At 40.3% G+C, this 17,235-nt stretch carries 14 protein-coding genes; all 14 read left to right on the top strand.

The features are described 5' to 3' along the window. Window positions 1-25: 25 nt before the first annotated feature. The 14 genes from tuf to PCY71_RS03205 all read left to right on the top strand — a co-directional run bounded on the left by tuf (window position 26) and on the right by PCY71_RS03205 (window position 17,194). Window positions 26-1,222: an elongation factor Tu gene (gene tuf, locus PCY71_RS03270; protein WP_002895003.1), complete on the top strand. Its 1,197-nt coding sequence runs from the start codon at window positions 26-28 to the stop codon at window positions 1,220-1,222. A gap of 314 nt (window positions 1,223-1,536) precedes the next feature. Next, a complete protein-coding gene (locus PCY71_RS03265) occupies window positions 1,537-2,865 on the top strand; it encodes a lipopolysaccharide biosynthesis protein (RefSeq protein ID WP_002909340.1) in 1,329 nt (442 codons plus the stop codon). A gap of 6 nt (window positions 2,866-2,871) precedes the next feature. Then, complete coding sequence (locus tag PCY71_RS03260; protein ID WP_002909341.1) at window positions 2,872-3,864, top strand: glycosyltransferase family 8 protein; 993 nt, start codon at window positions 2,872-2,874, stop codon at window positions 3,862-3,864. A gap of 36 nt (window positions 3,865-3,900) precedes the next feature. After that, window positions 3,901-4,617, top strand: coding sequence for a glycosyltransferase family 2 protein (locus tag PCY71_RS03255; RefSeq protein WP_002909342.1), 717 nt, complete (start codon window positions 3,901-3,903; stop codon window positions 4,615-4,617). Beyond that, window positions 4,617-4,976, top strand: coding sequence for a DUF2304 domain-containing protein (locus tag PCY71_RS03250; protein ID WP_002909343.1), 360 nt, complete (start codon window positions 4,617-4,619; stop codon window positions 4,974-4,976). The genes PCY71_RS03255 and PCY71_RS03250 overlap by 1 nt, the downstream gene beginning before the upstream one ends. Then, entirely contained in the window at window positions 4,966-5,745 is a 780-nt protein-coding gene (locus tag PCY71_RS03245; RefSeq protein WP_002904930.1) for a glycosyltransferase family 2 protein, read from the top strand. Before PCY71_RS03250 ends, PCY71_RS03245 begins: the two co-directional genes overlap by 11 nt. Before the next feature lie 24 nt (window positions 5,746-5,769). Beyond that, entirely contained in the window at window positions 5,770-8,751 is a 2,982-nt protein-coding gene (locus tag PCY71_RS03240) for a rhamnan synthesis F family protein (RefSeq protein WP_048774212.1), read from the top strand. Further along, entirely contained in the window at window positions 8,738-10,045 is a 1,308-nt protein-coding gene (locus PCY71_RS03235) for a DUF2142 domain-containing protein (protein ID WP_002909346.1), read from the top strand. Before PCY71_RS03240 ends, PCY71_RS03235 begins: the two co-directional genes overlap by 14 nt. Before the next feature lie 3 nt (window positions 10,046-10,048). Next, entirely contained in the window at window positions 10,049-11,296 is a 1,248-nt protein-coding gene (locus PCY71_RS03230) for a glycosyltransferase family 4 protein (protein ID WP_048774210.1), read from the top strand. A gap of 113 nt (window positions 11,297-11,409) precedes the next feature. Then, window positions 11,410-12,558, top strand: a complete 1,149-nt coding sequence (gene cps2T / locus PCY71_RS03225) for a beta 1-4 rhamnosyltransferase Cps2T (RefSeq protein ID WP_002909348.1) — start codon at window positions 11,410-11,412, stop codon at window positions 12,556-12,558. Further along, window positions 12,555-13,490 carry a glycosyltransferase family 2 protein gene (locus PCY71_RS03220; RefSeq protein WP_002909349.1) on the top strand — a complete coding sequence of 312 codons (936 nt, stop codon included), beginning with the start codon at window positions 12,555-12,557 and terminating at the stop codon, window positions 13,488-13,490. Before cps2T ends, PCY71_RS03220 begins: the two co-directional genes overlap by 4 nt. Window positions 13,491-13,495: 5 nt before the next feature. Next, complete coding sequence (locus tag PCY71_RS03215; protein ID WP_002897250.1) at window positions 13,496-14,302, top strand: ABC transporter permease; 807 nt, start codon at window positions 13,496-13,498, stop codon at window positions 14,300-14,302. Next, on the top strand, window positions 14,302-15,507 hold the full coding sequence (locus PCY71_RS03210) for an ABC transporter ATP-binding protein (protein WP_002909350.1): 1,206 nt from the start codon (window positions 14,302-14,304) through the stop codon (window positions 15,505-15,507). Before PCY71_RS03215 ends, PCY71_RS03210 begins: the two co-directional genes overlap by 1 nt. 16 nt (window positions 15,508-15,523) lie before the next feature. Beyond that, the gene (locus PCY71_RS03205) at window positions 15,524-17,194 is read left to right on the top strand and encodes a rhamnan synthesis F family protein (protein ID WP_002909353.1); all 1,671 of its coding nucleotides are present in this window, start codon (window positions 15,524-15,526) and stop codon (window positions 17,192-17,194) included. The last annotated feature ends 41 nt before the right edge of the window (window positions 17,195-17,235 follow it).

Genomic DNA, 17,235 nt, shown 5'->3' with positions numbered 1-17,235 from the left:
TATTTTATTGGAGGCTTTTACTCAAATGGCAAAAGAAAAATACGATCGTAGTAAACCACACGTTAACATTGGTACTATCGGACACGTTGACCACGGTAAAACTACTTTGACAGCAGCTATCACAACTGTATTGGCACGTCGCTTGCCTTCAGCAGTTAACCAACCTAAAGACTATGCGTCTATCGATGCTGCTCCAGAAGAACGCGAACGCGGAATCACTATCAACACTGCGCACGTTGAGTATGAAACTGCTAAGCGTCACTACGCTCACATCGACGCTCCAGGACACGCGGACTACGTTAAAAACATGATCACTGGTGCCGCTCAAATGGACGGAGCAATCCTTGTAGTAGCTTCAACTGACGGACCAATGCCACAAACTCGTGAGCACATCTTGCTTTCACGTCAGGTTGGTGTTAAACACTTGATCGTCTTCATGAACAAAGTTGACTTGGTTGACGATGAAGAATTGCTTGAATTGGTTGAAATGGAAATCCGTGACCTCTTGTCAGAATACGACTTCCCAGGTGACGATCTTCCAGTTATCCAAGGTTCAGCTCTTAAAGCTCTTGAAGGTGACTCTAAATATGAAGACATCATCATGGAATTGATGGACACTGTTGATGAGTACATCCCAGAACCAGAACGCGATACTGACAAGCCATTGCTTCTTCCAGTCGAAGACGTATTCTCAATCACTGGTCGTGGTACAGTTGCTTCAGGACGTATCGACCGTGGTATCGTTAAAGTCAACGACGAAATCGAAATCGTTGGTATCAAAGAAGAAATCCAAAAAGCAGTTGTTACTGGTGTTGAAATGTTCCGTAAACAGCTTGACGAAGGTCTTGCAGGGGACAACGTAGGTGTGCTTCTCCGTGGTATCCAACGTGATGAAATCGAACGTGGACAAGTTATCGCTAAACCAGGTTCAATCAACCCACACACTAAATTCAAGGGTGAAGTTTATATCCTTACTAAAGAAGAAGGTGGACGTCACACTCCATTCTTCAACAACTACCGTCCACAGTTCTACTTCCGTACAACTGACGTTACAGGTTCAATCGAACTTCCAGCAGGTACTGAAATGGTAATGCCTGGTGATAACGTAACAATCGACGTTGAGTTGATCCACCCAATCGCCGTTGAACAAGGTACTACTTTCTCTATCCGTGAAGGTGGACGTACCGTTGGTTCAGGTATGGTTACAGAAATCGAAGCTTAATTCGATTCCGTTCCCAGATAACAATTATAATCAGACACTAAACCTCGTGAAAACGAGGTTTTTTAGTATACAGAAGAATAAAAGGTAGTCGGTAATCTCCAGAATAGATAGCTTGATTTTGCAGAACCACCTTTAAGATGATTTAGGAAACGGAAAGAGAAGAAGTATAGATATAAGCTTGATAGAAGTTTTGTCCTTTTTAATTAGGTTGGGGAAGAAAGTATCATTTAAAAGAGAGATTCTTTCAAGAAGGATTTTCACTTTTCACTGAAAGTATAGTATAATAAGAAATAGAATACATTTGGAGAAGAAAAATGCCCTCAAAATCAGGATCATCACCTTATGCTAAAAATAATGACGGTAATAAAGAAATAGAAAAAATAATCTCAAAAGAAGGACTGAAAAATAACTATATATGGAACATGTTGGGGACAGTCTCATCTTCATTGATATCAGTCGTCTTGCTTCTACTAGCTTCTAGATTTCTAGATTCAAGAGATTCTGATATTTTTAGTATTGCTTATGCTCTTGGTCAGCAGTTCTTTGTTCTAGGTTATTTTCAAGTTAGAAATCTGCAATCTACGGATGTAAAAGAAAGATACCAATTTGGTTCTTATCATAATACGAGACTTTTTACGGTCTTTTTGATGATTTTAACATCGTTTATCTATACTCTATGGCAAGGGTATGATGTTTACAAATCTAGTATTATTTTATTGCTTGTTGTTTATCGGGCTATAGATGCGTATTCAGATGTTTTTCAAGGATTATTTCAGCAAAAAAATAGATCAGATTTAGCCGGAAAGGTGCAATTCTATAGGAGCTGGATTTGTATGTTAATATTTGCGATAGTCCTGTTGCTTACAAAATCATTGATGGTAGCTAGTATTGTTATTTGTTGTGCGAATTTTATTCTGACCTTCCCCTTAGATTTCAGAAACTGTAGATTACATTTTTCTCAGGAAAAGTTTTCGCCTAAACTCCATGATGATAGAAAAAATGTGTATTCTATTTTGAAAAATAGTTTTCCCTTGTTTTTAAATGGATTTTTGATAACGTATATCTATAACGAGCCAAAAATTGATATTGATTACCTTTTGACAAATGGCTATTTTTCATCTGGGGTTCAAAGAGACTTTAATGTTCTATTCATGCCTGTCTTTGTCCTATCCCTTTTATTCTTCGTCCTGAGACCGTTGACTACACAGCTTTCTATTTATTGGAACGAGAAGAAATTTACACTATTTTTCAAACAGGTCAATACTCTAAATCTAGTAATGACTGTTTTAGGACTTGTTATTGTTATTTTGGGCTATCTGATTGGTACAGAAGTGCTTAGTGCTGTCTATGGTATCAAATTACAGGAGTATAAGCTTCCTTTCACTATATTACTTATAGGCGGTATTTTGAATGTTTTTGCTCTAGTGGTTGATATCATTATGACCATCTTTAGAAAACAGCATTATCTGATGATAGCCTATTTATTGACATTTGCTGTTTCAAAATTTATTACTTTACCATTTATTCGTGATCAAAAATTGCTGGGAGCTGCTAATTCCTTTTTAATCTCCATGTGCGTCTTTTATGCAACAAGTCTGATTATTTATGGCATTGCTAAAAATCAGGAAAAAAGAAAGAAGTAGAATTTTATGAATATCTTATTTACATTAAATGATGCGTTCGTACCTCAAGTTGCAACCTGTATGTGTTCTATATTTGAGAATAATAAATCTGCTGAGAATATTACAGTATATTTAATTGGCGAGAGGATAAGCCAAGAGAATCAAAACAAATTAAAAGGATTTGCTAAAAGTTACGATAGAAAAGTTTGTATTATTTCTATAAATAATATCGCAGACTATATTGATTTTGATTTTGATACAAACGGTTGGTCTTCAATTATTTTGGCACGTCTTTTTTTAGATAAACTTCTTCCACAAGAAGTTGATAGGATTTTATATCTCGACGGAGATACACTAGTTCTAGAAGATATAGGTTCTCTTTTTTATAGCGACTTAGGAGATAAGGTAATAGGTATGTGTCCCGAACCAACTGTGGATAAGTCAAGAAAGGAATTTCTAGCTTTGAAAGAGCACCCCTATCATAATTCGGGTGTCCTATTGATCGATCTAAAAAAATGGCGTAGGGAAGAGATTGGTAAAAAGGTCATAGAATTTTATCAATTTCATGAAGGAAAGCTATTCGCACCAGACCAAGATGCCTTAAATGGAGCCTTGAAAGAGCAAATTTTTACCTTGCCAATTTCCTTTAATTATTTTAATATTTATGATGTCTATCCTTATAAAACGTTGAGTGAATTAAGTAAGCCAACTAAGTTTATGTCACAGGAAGATTTTAATCATTTTCGGAAAGCACCTACAATTATTCACTATCTAGGTGAAGAGAGACCTTGGCGGAAGGGGAATACACATAGGTTTAAAAAGGAGTACCTCTATTATCTACACAAAACTCCATGGAAGGATACACCAATGGAAGAAGGTTGGCAGCTGTATTTTGTTTGTTTTAGAATCTTTAATATTGTTATGAAGCCTTTTCCAATGCTAAGATATAAGATTATCAATTCCCTAATTCCGAGCTTTATGAAATATAGAAAAAAACAGTTGCAGAAAAACAAAAAATAATGTGATGACATGTTATAGAAAGAATAGATTAAATTAATGAAAGTTTTAATGATAATTCCTGCTTATAATGAGGAAGAAAGTATTTTAAATACGGTTATGAGCATTGTAGAATATCGGAAGAAAGTTGATTTTGACTTAGACTACGTAGTTATCAATGATGGATCCGTTGACAGAACTAAGGAGATTTTGGACAGCCATCATCTGAATGCTATTCATTTGGTTATGAATTTAGGGATTGGCGGAGCTGTTCAGACGGGCTATAAGTATGCTCTTGAGAAGGATTATGATGTGGCCGTACAGTTTGATGGAGATGGTCAGCATGATATTGAGTCGCTGGATGCTTTGCTGGATCCTATTCGTCGTCAGCAGGCTGATTTGGTTGTTGGTTCTCGTTTTATCGGTGACAAGTCTTCGGAATTTCAGACGACTTTTATGCGGCGTTTTGGCATTACCATTATTTCAGCTTTTATTAAATTAACAACTGGCAAAAGGATTCTGGATACCACATCAGGCTATCGTTTGGCCAATCAAGACATTATTAGACAATTCGCTGCGCGCTATCCTATCAAGTATCCTGAGCCAGAATCAATCGTCCATATCTTGAAGCGGAAATATAAAGTGGTGGAATCACCAGCCAATATGTTTGAACGTGCAGGAGGAGTCTCTTCGATTACTCCTATTAAGTCCATTCGCTATATGATTGAAGTTTGCTCTTCGATCTTGATTGCTGCTTTTATGAAAGAGAGTGAATAATGTCCATTTTGTCTATTGTTATGCTAGTGGCTTCAGTTCTATTCCTGTATTTTGTCTTTCGGAATATCAATCAAAACAATATTTTATTTGAGCAAGCCTTTATGTGGATTATTATTGGCTTTGTAATGATTGTTATCTCTATTTTTGATTGGATTCCAGTTTCGATTGCCAAATTGTTGGGCTTTGAGCTGACCTCAAACTTTGTCATGTCCTTGGCCATCTTTTTCCTACTGATTATTGTTTTTTTACATACTATTTCCATTTCCAAGCAAAAGGAGCAAATCAAGCAGTTGGTGCAAGAATTGTCTATCATGAAGCAAAGAATGTCCAAGTTAGAGAGTGAAAAAGATGAAAAATAACCATACCTGGGTGATTTGCGCCTATGGCGAGAGTGAATTTTTAGAAGCTTGTATCCTGTCTTTGCAAGCTCAAACCTTGCCATCAAAGATTATCTGCTATAGCTCAACACCGTTGGATTCAATCAAGCAGCTGTGCCAGAAGTACGGTATTCCTTTTTACACGAAAGAAGGCGGTGGTATCGGTAAGGACTGGAATAATGCCCTTTCCTTTGTTGAGACTTCTTATGCTACCATTGCTCATCAGGATGACTACTATGAGCCAACTTATCTAGAAGCAGTGATGCAAAAAATAGAGCAGTCGAAGGACATTCTCATTGCCTATACAGACTATTTTGAAGAGAAAAATGGAGTCAAAATTCCGGCTAATACTAATCTGAAAATCAAGACTCTCATGCTTAAAACCTTGAATCTGATGCCGGCCAGCCGTTTTTGGAGAAATCGTGTCCTGGCTTTTGGAAATCCTATTTCCTGTCCGGCGGTAACTTACAACTTAGAGGCATTAAAGGATTTTCGATTTGATGAGGAAATGCGCGTGAGTCTGGATTGGTATGCTTGGTACAAGATTAGCGCCTATAAGGGTCGCTTTGCTTATATTTCTGAGAAGCTTATGTGCCACCGAATTCATGGAGAGTCTGAAACAACCAAGACCATTTCAGATAACACTCGGACTAAAGAAGATTTGTTCATGTATCAGCTTTTCTGGCCAAAGTGGGTGGCAAATCTGATAAATAAAGCATACATGAAGAGTCAAGATGCTAACTCAAACTAATAGAGTTATTTACAAGGAAAGTATATGAAAGATTTAATATCTGTTGTTGTAACTTGTTACAACCATCAAGATTACATTGAACAGTGTTTGCGCAGTATTTTTGAGCAGACCTATCGAAATATTGAGTTACTGGTATTGGATGATGGCTCCTCTGACCATTCTGCTGAAATCATAGAGTCTGTCTTGGTGGATTCCCCTTTTTCGACGCGGTTTGAAAGCCATGAAAATATGGGGGTTGTCAAGACAAGAAACAAGGCTTTGCAGCAAATTCAAGGCACTTATTTTATTTTTGTGGATAGTGACGATTTTCTGGATTCAGACTATATTGAGAGCTTCTATACAAGCATGGTGCAAGAGGAGGCAGATATTGTCTATGGTGATTTGTATAATCCTGATAAAAAGGAGTTCTACCTTAAATCACGGCCATTTGACAAGCTAGCTTTCTTAACGGAGAATTATATTTCCAACTGTTCTCTCATTCGTCGTTCGGTTGCTGATGGTATTTATTATGATGAAGCGCTGAATCGTGAAAAACTGGAAGACTATGATTTTCTTTTAAACTTAATTATCAATCAAGGTGCGAAACCAGTTTATAATGTAAAGACAAAGCTGAATTACCGGGTCTTTGATAAGGAGTCAATCTCTAAACGGGATTCTACGAGATATCATTACGAAATGTATCTGAAAATCCTGCGTAAGTATGTGAGACAGATACCAGATGAAATTTACCAAGCTCTGGGCAAGAACATATTTACACTGGAAGGTCGTTTGGATGAGTTGATTCAGCATATGGATAAAGTGAACGACTATGTTCTTGAACTGCAGGAGGATCAGCGACAGTTATATAAAAATCTAGACTCCTTGAAATTCAGGCTGAGAACGATAAAAGAACAGCGAGATGAGGCTATTCAGGAGCAATTTCGTATTCGCCGATCTATTTCCTATCGACTGGGGAATGGCATGATTACGCCATTGAAACGTCTGGCTCGATTAGTCAAAAATCCTCGCAGTATCAAAGCTGCTTTAAGTCGGATTAAGCAACAGCTGGTTCGTTTGAAACGCCAAGTTAAGTCTCCTAAGGTTTATTATTATCAATGGCTACGGAACTCTCAACGAGAAAAAGCTTTAGCTTCAGTTTCAAGTGGCGAAAAAGTCTTAATTTATGTCATTTTTGAATCTGAGCCACGCTTGCAGCAGTATAAGACTATCTTTTTAGAAAAGTTAGCAGTTTTGGCTGATAATACTCTCATCGTCGTTAATGGTGGACTGGCTGCAGAGGATTTAGAAATCTTAGGACAGTATGGTCAAGTCTTGGTGCGGGATAATACCGGCTATGATACGGCAGCTTTTCGTGAAGGCATTCTTTCCTTAGGAAAGGAAACGCTGCAGCATTGTTCTCAGCTGATGCTCGTCAATGACACCAATATCGGCCCTATGAGTGATTTGGCGGCTGTCTTTCAAACTATGGCTGGCCGAAATCTTGATTTTTGGGGAATTTCCTATGGTGAGACCCAGGAAGATATTACTGGATTTAACCGCTATGGTTACATTCCCAATCACCTACAGTCTTATTTTTTGGTGATTGAGCCTTTGCTGCTTCAGTCCGAAGAATTTTACGACTATTGGGAAGTGCTGACTGACACGGATTCACGGGAAGAAGCTATCGGAAAGCATGAAACGACTTTTACCAAGTACTTTGCTGACTTGGGCTATCGTTACGATGCCTTGGTTCACGAAAATCGGGATTCGGCTATGTATATTCATCCATTAAGGATGTTAAAGGCGGGCAGTCCTCTGATTAAGTATACTTCTTTGAAGAATTATGATGATCAGCAGTTTTTATGGCAAGGTCTGGAAAGAGAGTCAGAGGTTCCTGATGTATTGGACTATGTTCGGGAGAAGACAGACTACCCAGTGGAGATTCTTGAGAATATCGTTCAAAAATTCAAAGATGTGCCTCGTGATCAATATATCCTCATCATTGACGGTGTAGAGAACATCATTCCGCAGTGTACGCGCTACCGTGTTCTCAATAAGGCAGAGCAGCTTAGAAAGAATGGATTTGCTGTGAAAGTGGTCAATGCGTCTGAGTTTAGTCTGACTCAAGCCCTGTATGCCAGCCACATCATTATCTACCGCGCTCCTTGGTCCGCCCAGCTCCAGCTTTTATGCGATTTGGCTCGGGAAGAGCATAAGCCAGTTTATTTTGATATTGATGATTTGGTCTTTGATACCCTTTATACGGACCAGCTAAGCTATACCCAAGGCTTGTCTGAGAAGGAAAAGGGCAATTACGATGCTAGTGTCAAGAATTACGGGAAAATGCTGGCGGCTTGTGATGGGGCGATTACCTCCACTAATCAGCTAAAAGAGGAATTGCTCAAATACAAGGACTCAGTTCTGCTGAATCGTAATCTGGCGTCCAGCGAATTGATTGCGGTTAGCTCGCAGTTCTTGAAGGAAGACTTTGGTGCAGACGACAGAATCAAAATCGGTTATTTCTCTGGTTCTATCAGCCACAATGAAAATTTTGAACTTATCAAGCCGGCTATCAAAGAAGTGCTTGACAACTACCCATCCGTGGAGCTTCATATTGTAGGGCACTTGGATATCCCTCAGGATATGAAACAATATTCGCGGCGTATTATCGTCCATGAGTATGTGGACTGGAAGGCCTTGCCTCAGCTGATTAGTCAGGTTGATATTAATCTAGCTCCGTTGGTTGACTCAGTCTTTAATCGGGCTAAGTCAGAAATCAAGTGGATAGAAGCAGCTCTGGTCAAGGTACCAACGATTGCCAGTCATATTGGTGCTTTTTCTGACATGGTGATTGACGGTCAGACGGGACTTTTGGCTAAAGATAGTGAATGGAAAGAAAAGCTGGAGAGCTTGATTCTTTCTGCTGATTTACGTAGAGAACTGGCAGAGAACGCCTACGCTTTTGTATTAGAAAATTGCAGTTTAGATAAAAAAGATGAAATGGTGACTTATTTTGAAAAGAAATAAAGAAGTAAAAGTTGAGAATATTTTCTTATTATTGGCAAGTGTCTTTGTCTTGACTTTTATGATTGCACAACCGATTAATCGAGTGCCTGATGAGACCAATCATGCTCGTATGACATGGGAAATCTTCCATAAACCGACTAGTCGAACATATAAATGGATGGATAAAATCCCATCCGCTCCGAATGTTTCTCCGGCAGAGTACAAGCAGCTGTTCTCAGAGAAGATAGATCTGGCGCAAGAAGAGTTTACCTTTGGCTTTAATCTCAAGGCTATCTCTTTTCTGCCTCAGCTACTAGGTATGACCTTGGGAAGCATGCTTTATCCGTCAGTAGGCTTCATCGTGATGATGGGGAGGCTCTTTAATGCTTTGGCATATATCATCGGGGTTTATCTGCTGATTAAATACTTCAAATATGGCAAAAAAGCTCTGCTTTTCCTATCTCTTTTGCCTATTATGGTCCAGCAGGCTGCTTCTCTCTCTTACGATGTGATGAGCTATCTGGAGATTATGTTGGCGGTTGGCTTTTTGACCAATATTGCCTACCATAAGAAATTTACCAACAGAAATGTACTTGAGCTTTTGGTGATTTCTATAGGCCTCTTTGTCACCAAACCGAATAATGTTCTTTTGTTAGGCTTGCTGCCTTTTGTTGACTTTGAGTTTGAAGGATTCCTTGCGGTTCTGAACAAGCCTTTTGCGGCAACCAAAGCTTTTGTAGCTCGTTATCGCTCTATCTTCTATCTACTTGGCTTTTTAGCTTTCTTTCTTGCCCTGCATCTAGCCTTTCGAAATCAGGGTGGGCTCTTGCACTATGGCCAAGTTTTGCTGAATACGCTCTTTAAGCAAAGTGTTAATGGCGACTTGAATACGATTTTGACAATCGGTATGTTTGGCTTTTTGGGGAATTTTACTATCCAGCTGCCGCTTTGGTTGATTTTTATTGATGTGGCAGTCTTGGCGCTTATCTTCTTGCAGTCGCAGAAAGATTTTATGACCAAGGGCTATACAGTCATGTCGCGTTATCTGTTTCTGGTTCAAGTGATTGCTGTTGTGTCGATTATGTATCTGCAGTGGACGCCCATCGTTCTAGGTAAAGGTGCCATGATATCTGTTGGTGCTCAGGGACGTTATTTTACACCCTTCTTGATCTTACTGCTACCAACTGTTGCTAATCTAGGGACCTTGGACATTAAAGACAGGGTGGTGAATCGAATGATGGTTGGGACTCTGTTAGCTAACTTCTTGGTCTCCCTTTACTTGATGGTGCCCTTTTATTGGAATGTATTAGGATAAGCTATGAAAAAAAAGATATTATTCATTTCGCCGACTGGAACGCTGGATAATGGAGCTGAAATCTCTATTGTCAATTTGATGGAATACTTGGTCCAGACGGGCCATCAGGTTATCAATGCGATTCCGGATTATCATGTAGCCGTTCAGCAGGACTATATATCCAGCTTGGCAGCCTTGGGTATTGAGACTATAGCCTTGCCGTCAGTTAAATGGTGGTGGGAGGACGCTCCTGGTGGCCTACCAGACAGTCCTGAGTCTAGGTCTCGCTCTTATCAAGAAAATACCTCAGTGCTCAGAAAGATACTAACGGAGCGAAAGATTGATTTGGTTATTACCAACACGGTCAATATGTTTCAAGGTGCAGTGGCAGCGGCCTGCGAGAATGTTCCGCATTTCTGGCTGATTCATGAATTTCCTGACGGAGAGTTTGGTTACTATAAGGGAAAGCTAGATTTTATCAGTGATTATTCGCAGGAAATATTTGCAGTTAGAGGTGCCTTGCAGAGACAGTTACAGGAGCTGCTACCAGACAGAAAAGTCTTGTCTTTTGCCCCTTTTACGAAAATTCAGCCTACTGATACAGAAGAAAAGGATAGAGCCGAAAGGCGTATTGTGTCAGTTGGACGTTTGACAGAGCGGAAAAATCAATTAGAATTGATAAAAGCCTATAACCAGTTATCTCAGCCAAAACCGCCCTTAGTTCTGATCGGAGCCTGGGATGAGGAGTACAAAAAAAGATGCGATACTTATATCTCTGAACATCAGGTCAAAAATATTAGTTTCTTGGGACACAAGGACAATCCTTGGGCAGAGGTGACGGCAGCAGACCTAGCGGTATTTCCGTCTGCAATGGAAACCTTTGGCTTAGTCTATATTGAAGCGATTATGAATGGCCTTCCGACCATTTTGTCGGACAATCCTGGTCATCTATCCGCCTATGAAATCTTTGAAGAAGGTCAGCTGTATTCATCTGGCAATATCGAACAGCTAACAGATAAGATAAACGCTGCCTTGGCAAATTTTGAGAGATTAAAAGACCAGTCGGTGGCCAATCTTGACAAGATTCAAGAGTGTTACACAGTTCAGAGTGTTTACCAAACCTTATTGGATAAGATTGAAAACACTGAAATGTACCAGGTTAACTCCTTGCGTCATGTCAAATGCTTATTGGATACAAATTTACCTTCTCAACAAGCCAGCTCTTTCTTACGCAAAGTGAAAAATAAGCTGTTTTCTGGTAGAAGAGGTTAAAGAAAGAAAAGGACAAGTGCAGCCGTGGCTCTACCTGTCCTTTTTGTATTATACAAACACACTAGAAAGTGGTATAATAGAATGGATTGTAAAATCTTGAATTGAGGGAAATCATGAAACATGTCTTCATCATTGGGAGTCGGGGACTTCCTGCCAAATATGGAGGATTTGAAACCTTTGTCGAAAAATTGACAGAGCATCAAATCTCTTCTCAAATCCAGTATCATGTGGCTTGCTTATCAGATGATGAAGCTTTTCATCATTTTGACTACAAGGGAGTTGACTGTTTTACAGTCAAGCCACCTAAGCTTGGCCCAGCCCGCGTAATTGCCTATGATATGATGGCTGTCTCCTATGCCCTCAAGTTTGCTAAAAAAGAGCGGATTGAACAGCCTATTTTCTATATTCTTGGAAATACGATTGGTGCTTTTATCTTTCCCTTTGCTCATCGTATCCATCAGGCAGGCGGTAAATTCTTTATCAATCCTGACGGGTTGGAGTGGAAGCGGGCCAAATGGTCTAAGCCAGTTCAAGCCTATCTCAAGTATTCTGAAAAGGTCATGACTAAGCATGCAGACTTGGTTATTGCGGATAATCAAGGCATCGAAAGCTATATTCAAAAAGCTTATCCTTGGTCTACAACGACCTGTATAGCTTATGGAACCGACCTTTATCTGTCCAATCTGACGGAAAACGAAGGCAAGGTCAGGGTCTTCTTTGAAAAGTGGACCAGTAAGGAAAAAGACTATTACCTGATTGTCGGACGCTTCGTTCCTGAAAACAACTATGAAACCATCATTCAAGAGTTCATGAAATCCAAAACCCAACGTGATTTGCTGATTATCTGCAATCATGAGGGCAATCCCTATTTTGAAGAACTCAAGCAGAAAACAGGCTTTGACCATGATTCTCGCATTAAATTTGTTGGGACGGTCTATGATCAGAATCTGCTCAAATATATCCGTAATCATGCTTTTGCATACATACATGGGCATGAGGTTGGTGGGACCAATCCGGGACTCTTGGAAGCACTGGCTCAGACAGATGCCAATCTGGTGCTGGATGTGGACTTTAACCGTAAGGTAGCAAAAGAAACGGCTCTGTACTGGCAAAAAGAAGAAGGCCAGCTGGCCCAGCTCATTGACCAAGTAGATGCTCAAACTGATTTTACGGAGCTAGGTCAAGCCGCCAAAGAAAATATGAAAGAAAACTACACCTGGGAAAAAATTGTGGGTGAATACGAGGATTTATTTTTATCATGAAAGTGACCATTCTTCTGTCCACCTATAATGGGGAGCAGTTTCTGGCCGAGCAGATTAAGAGTATTCAAGAGCAGACATATAGGGACTGGCAGCTGCTGATTCGTGATGATGGCTCTACAGATGGGACGCGGGCTGTCATCGAAGACTTTTGCTGCAAGGATGACCGCATTGCCTTTATCAATCGGGAAAATCCACAAAATCTAGGTGTCATTCAGAGTTTTCATAGCCTGCTTCAATACCAAGATTCGGATTTCTATCTCTTTAGCGACCAAGATGATGTTTGGCTGCCAGACAAGATTGCCATGCAATTGGCTGAGGCAGACAAGTATGATAGCAGTCAGCCCTTGCTGGTGTATACTGACTTGAAGGTCGTGGATCAAGAGCTACAGGTTGTTCACGAAAGCATGATTCGCACTCAGTCAGATCACGCTAATACAGAACTAGTCCAAGAGTTGACGGAGAATACGGTGACGGGTGGAGTTTCTATGATAAATCGCGCCTTGGCCCAACTTTGGACTGGGAAGGAAGAGCATGAACTGCTCATGCACGACTGGTATCTGGGCTTGCTGGCTGCGGCTTTTGGCAATCTAGTCTATATTGACAAGCCGGGTGAGCTCTATCGTCAGCATTCAAATAATGTGCTGGGAGCTCGAACGCTCAGAAAACGAGTAAAAAACTGGGTGCGTCCCCATGTTCTTTTTACCAAATATTGGAAATTGATAAAAGACAGTCAGATCCAGGCTAGAAATTTGCTAGTCCTGCCGCTGACTGCTGAAAATAGAGAGTTAATTGAGAACTTTGTGACCATTATGGAGGTGCCTTTTAAAGAGCGCTGGCGCAGGATTCGCCGATATGGTTACCGTAAAAACCGCACTTTTCATACGCTTGTTTTTACGAGCCTCATTCTCACAAAGTTTGCTTATAAGGAGTAATATTCATGGATTTTTTTAGTAAAAAAAATCGAATTCTTTTGAAAGAATTAATCAAGACGGATTTTAAATTGCGTTATCAAGGGTCCTTGGTCGGTTATCTTTGGTCGATTTTGAAGCCATTGATGATGTTTACTATCATGTATCTGGTCTTTGTCCGTTTTTTGCGCTTTGATGACGGGACCCCTCACTATACAGTAGGACTCTTGCTGGGGATGGTCTTCTGGTCTTTCTTTACTGAAGCCACTAACATGGGCATGCTTTCCATCGTTTCTCGGGGAGATTTGCTTCGTAAATTGAACTTTCCAAAACATACCATCGTCTTTTCATCGGTTCTTGGAGCAGCTATCAATTTTCTGATTAATCTAGTCGTTGTTTTCCTTTTCGCCTTGATCAATCAGGTGGAATTCGGCTTGCATACGCTAGTAATTATTCCTCTTTTTCTGGAAGTATTGGTCTTGGCAATGGGCTGTGCCCTCATGCTGTCTTCCTTGTTTGTGAAGTATCGGGATATTGGACCGATTTGGGAAGTGGCTCTTCAAGCAGGAATGTACGCCAGCCCGATTATCTACTCTCTGAACTTCCTTTTGGATGGTAAAAAACTTTTTGTAGCTAAAATTATGATGCTCAATCCGATTGCCCAGATGCTGCAAGATATGCGCCATTTCATTGTTGCTCCTGTCAATGTCAGAGGCTGGGATATCGTGAACAACAAACTAATCGCCCTTATTCCCTACTTGATTCCTTTTGTGATATTGGCTCTAGGTTTGTTCTTCTTTAATAAAAATGCTAAGAGATTTGCGGAGATTTTATAATGTCAAATAATATTGCAGTAAAAGTCGACCATGTAAGTAAATTCTTTCGATTGCCTACTGAGGCTACTCAGAGTTTAAGAACCAGTCTAGTCAATCGTTTTAAGGGAATCAAAGGCTACAAAGAACAGCATGTTTTGAAAGATATTTCCTTTGAGGTCGAAAAGGGTGACTTCTACGGGATTGTCGGGCGCAATGGCTCTGGTAAGTCTACCCTCCTTAAAATTATCTCTGAGATTTATATTCCGGAGAAGGGCAAGGTAACTATTGATGGTAAGTTGGTTTCCTTTATTGAGCTGGGTGTCGGATTCAATCCAGAACTAACTGGCCGCGAAAATGTCTATATGAATGGTGCCATGCTGGGATTCTCAACAGAAGAAGTAGACGACATGTACGATGATATCGTGGAGTTTGCTGAGCTGGGAGAGTTTATGAATCAAAAACTCAAGAACTATTCTAGCGGTATGCAGGTGCGTTTGGCCTTTTCTGTGGCCATCAAGGCTCAGGGTGATATTCTGATTTTGGACGAGGTCTTGGCTGTCGGGGACGAAGCCTTTCAGCGTAAGTGTAATGACTATTTCAAAGATCGCAAGGAGTCAGGTAAGACGACCATTCTGGTGACCCATGACATGGGAGCTGTTAAAAAATATTGTAATAAGGCTGTCTTGATTGAAAATGGCTTGGTCAAGGCTATCGGCAATCCAGATGATGTGGCCAACCAGTATAGTCTGGACAATGCGACTGAAACAAAAGCCATGAACGAAGGATTTCAGGTTGAGAATGCAGCGGTTTCTGATTTGAAGGTTAAGCTCTTGCATTCGCCTCAGATTTCACCTGAACAAGAGATTGAATTTGAAATTTCTTATCAGGTAAATCAAGACCTACCGACCTATGTTTCCTTTTCTCTGACAGATATCGATCGAACTATCTGGCTTTACAATGATAATTCCATGGATCAGCCGACAGAAGGACCTGGACAGAAGCGCTTGACTTATAAGTGCCATGTGTCACAGATAAATAACGCTAAGTTAAAGCTGCAGGTTTCAGTGCGGGATCAGGAAGAACAAATTCTAGCCTTTGCAGACTCTCAGAACAACCCAGTTATCTTAGTCAATCGTCAGGATATTAAGGATGACGATGTCTCTGCTAAGGATTCTGCCACTGGCTTAATCCAGCGTAATGGCAGTTGGAAGATTTCTCAATCATAAAGAATAAGGTATTTTCATGGAACGAATATTACTCTATGTTCATTTCAATAAATGCAATCATATAAGCGGTCATGTCTTCTATCAATTGGAGCAGCTAAAGCCGCTTTTTTCTAAGATTCTTTTTATTTCAAATAGTCCTTTGAGCGATGAGGACAAATGCCGGCTGAGAGAAGATTTGGGGATTGCTGACTTGCTTGAGCGGGATAATCAAGGCTTTGATTTTGCAGCTTGGCGTGACGGTATGAACTGGCTGGGTTTTGATACTTTGCAGAACTCAGACTCTCTGACTCTCATGAACGACACTTGCTTTGGTCCACTATGGGATTTGGCGCCCATTTATCAGCACTTTGAGGAGGATTTGCAAGTCGATTTTTGGGGAATGACTAATTTTCGCAAGACCAGATACTTTGAAGAACACCTGCAGAGCTACTTCGTCATCTTTAAGCAGTCAGTTCTTAAAGACAAGGCTTTCCGAGAATTTTGGTCGCAGGTAGAAGATTTTGCTGACGTTCAAGATGTGATAGACCATTACGAGACCCAGTTTACCAAGCGTTTTGTAGAGGCAGGATTCAGATATCAATCTCTCCTTGATACCCGTCAGGAAGTAGCGAGAGAATTGCTTCATCCAGATTTTTCATACTATAAGCCTCTTAGAATTCTGGAAGCGAAGGTTCCTTTTCTAAAGGTGAAGGCTCTCACAGGTAATCCTTTTTTGGCTAGATATTTGCTGGAAGAACTTGAAACCAACTCATCCTATCCGACTTCCCTGATTAGGGAACACCTGTTCTATCATTTTGGCCCAGACCTTCCTTGTTTGCTGCAGGACAAGTATTTGTCCCAATCGACTTCAAGCTATCGGACAAATCAGTCTGTCCTCCTGCATATCCATGTAACGAATTTTCCTATTTTTCAGCAGTATCAGGAAAAGCTATTCTCTCTAGCGTCTCAGTACCAGTATTTGGTGACAACAAATCTTCCAGAAATGCTGAAACAGCTACAGACAGCGCTGGCTCATCTGGACGATAAAGTGCAGATTGTCCTAAGTCAGAAATCTCATGCCTTGCTTGCCATGCTAGAGCAGAAGGAGATTCTCCAAAACTATGTTTATATTGGTCATCTATCTACTCATAGAATAATGGAAAATCAGGCTGTTTTTGACCAAGCTATGCGCTCTGATTTGATAAATATGATGGTTGATTATGCAGATGCAAGCATAGAAGCGCTAGAGCAGGAGTCTGCTGTAGGGCTGGTTATTCCAGATTTGCCGCGCCTAGTCAGAGATGGCTTGTTTGAGTCAGAACCGCCGCTTCCAAGTCTGACTGCTGTCTGGCAGGAAGCTGGTTTGCATAAGTCTTTTGACTTTATGACCGCCCCTTCTCTAACGAGAGTCTATGGCGGCTTCTTATGGTTCAAATATTCTGCTTTGACTAGTTTGTTCCAGATGAAGAGCTTAGAAAGCTTGCCATCCTCTGAGCAGGAGTTGTCTGATGTTTTAGAGCATTTATTGGTTTATATAGCTTGGGACAGTCATTATGATTTCAAGATTATGCCCTTATCTTCCCTCCCCTCTTTACTGGACTTGCAGAGGAAAAGGGAAGAGTTGACCGAGCAAAAAGAAAAATTAAGTCAGAAAAATTTATCTCAAAAGATTAGAAATCGTTTGTCCAATCTTTTAAAGAAAAAGTGAGATTCTTGGTTTACAAAAAATCTCGCTAGAGAATATAACTA

Source organism: Streptococcus sp. SN3 (genome assembly GCF_030439905.1).
The sequence above is the reverse complement of the archived record's forward strand: the minus strand, read 5'-3'. Positions and strand labels throughout refer to the sequence as shown.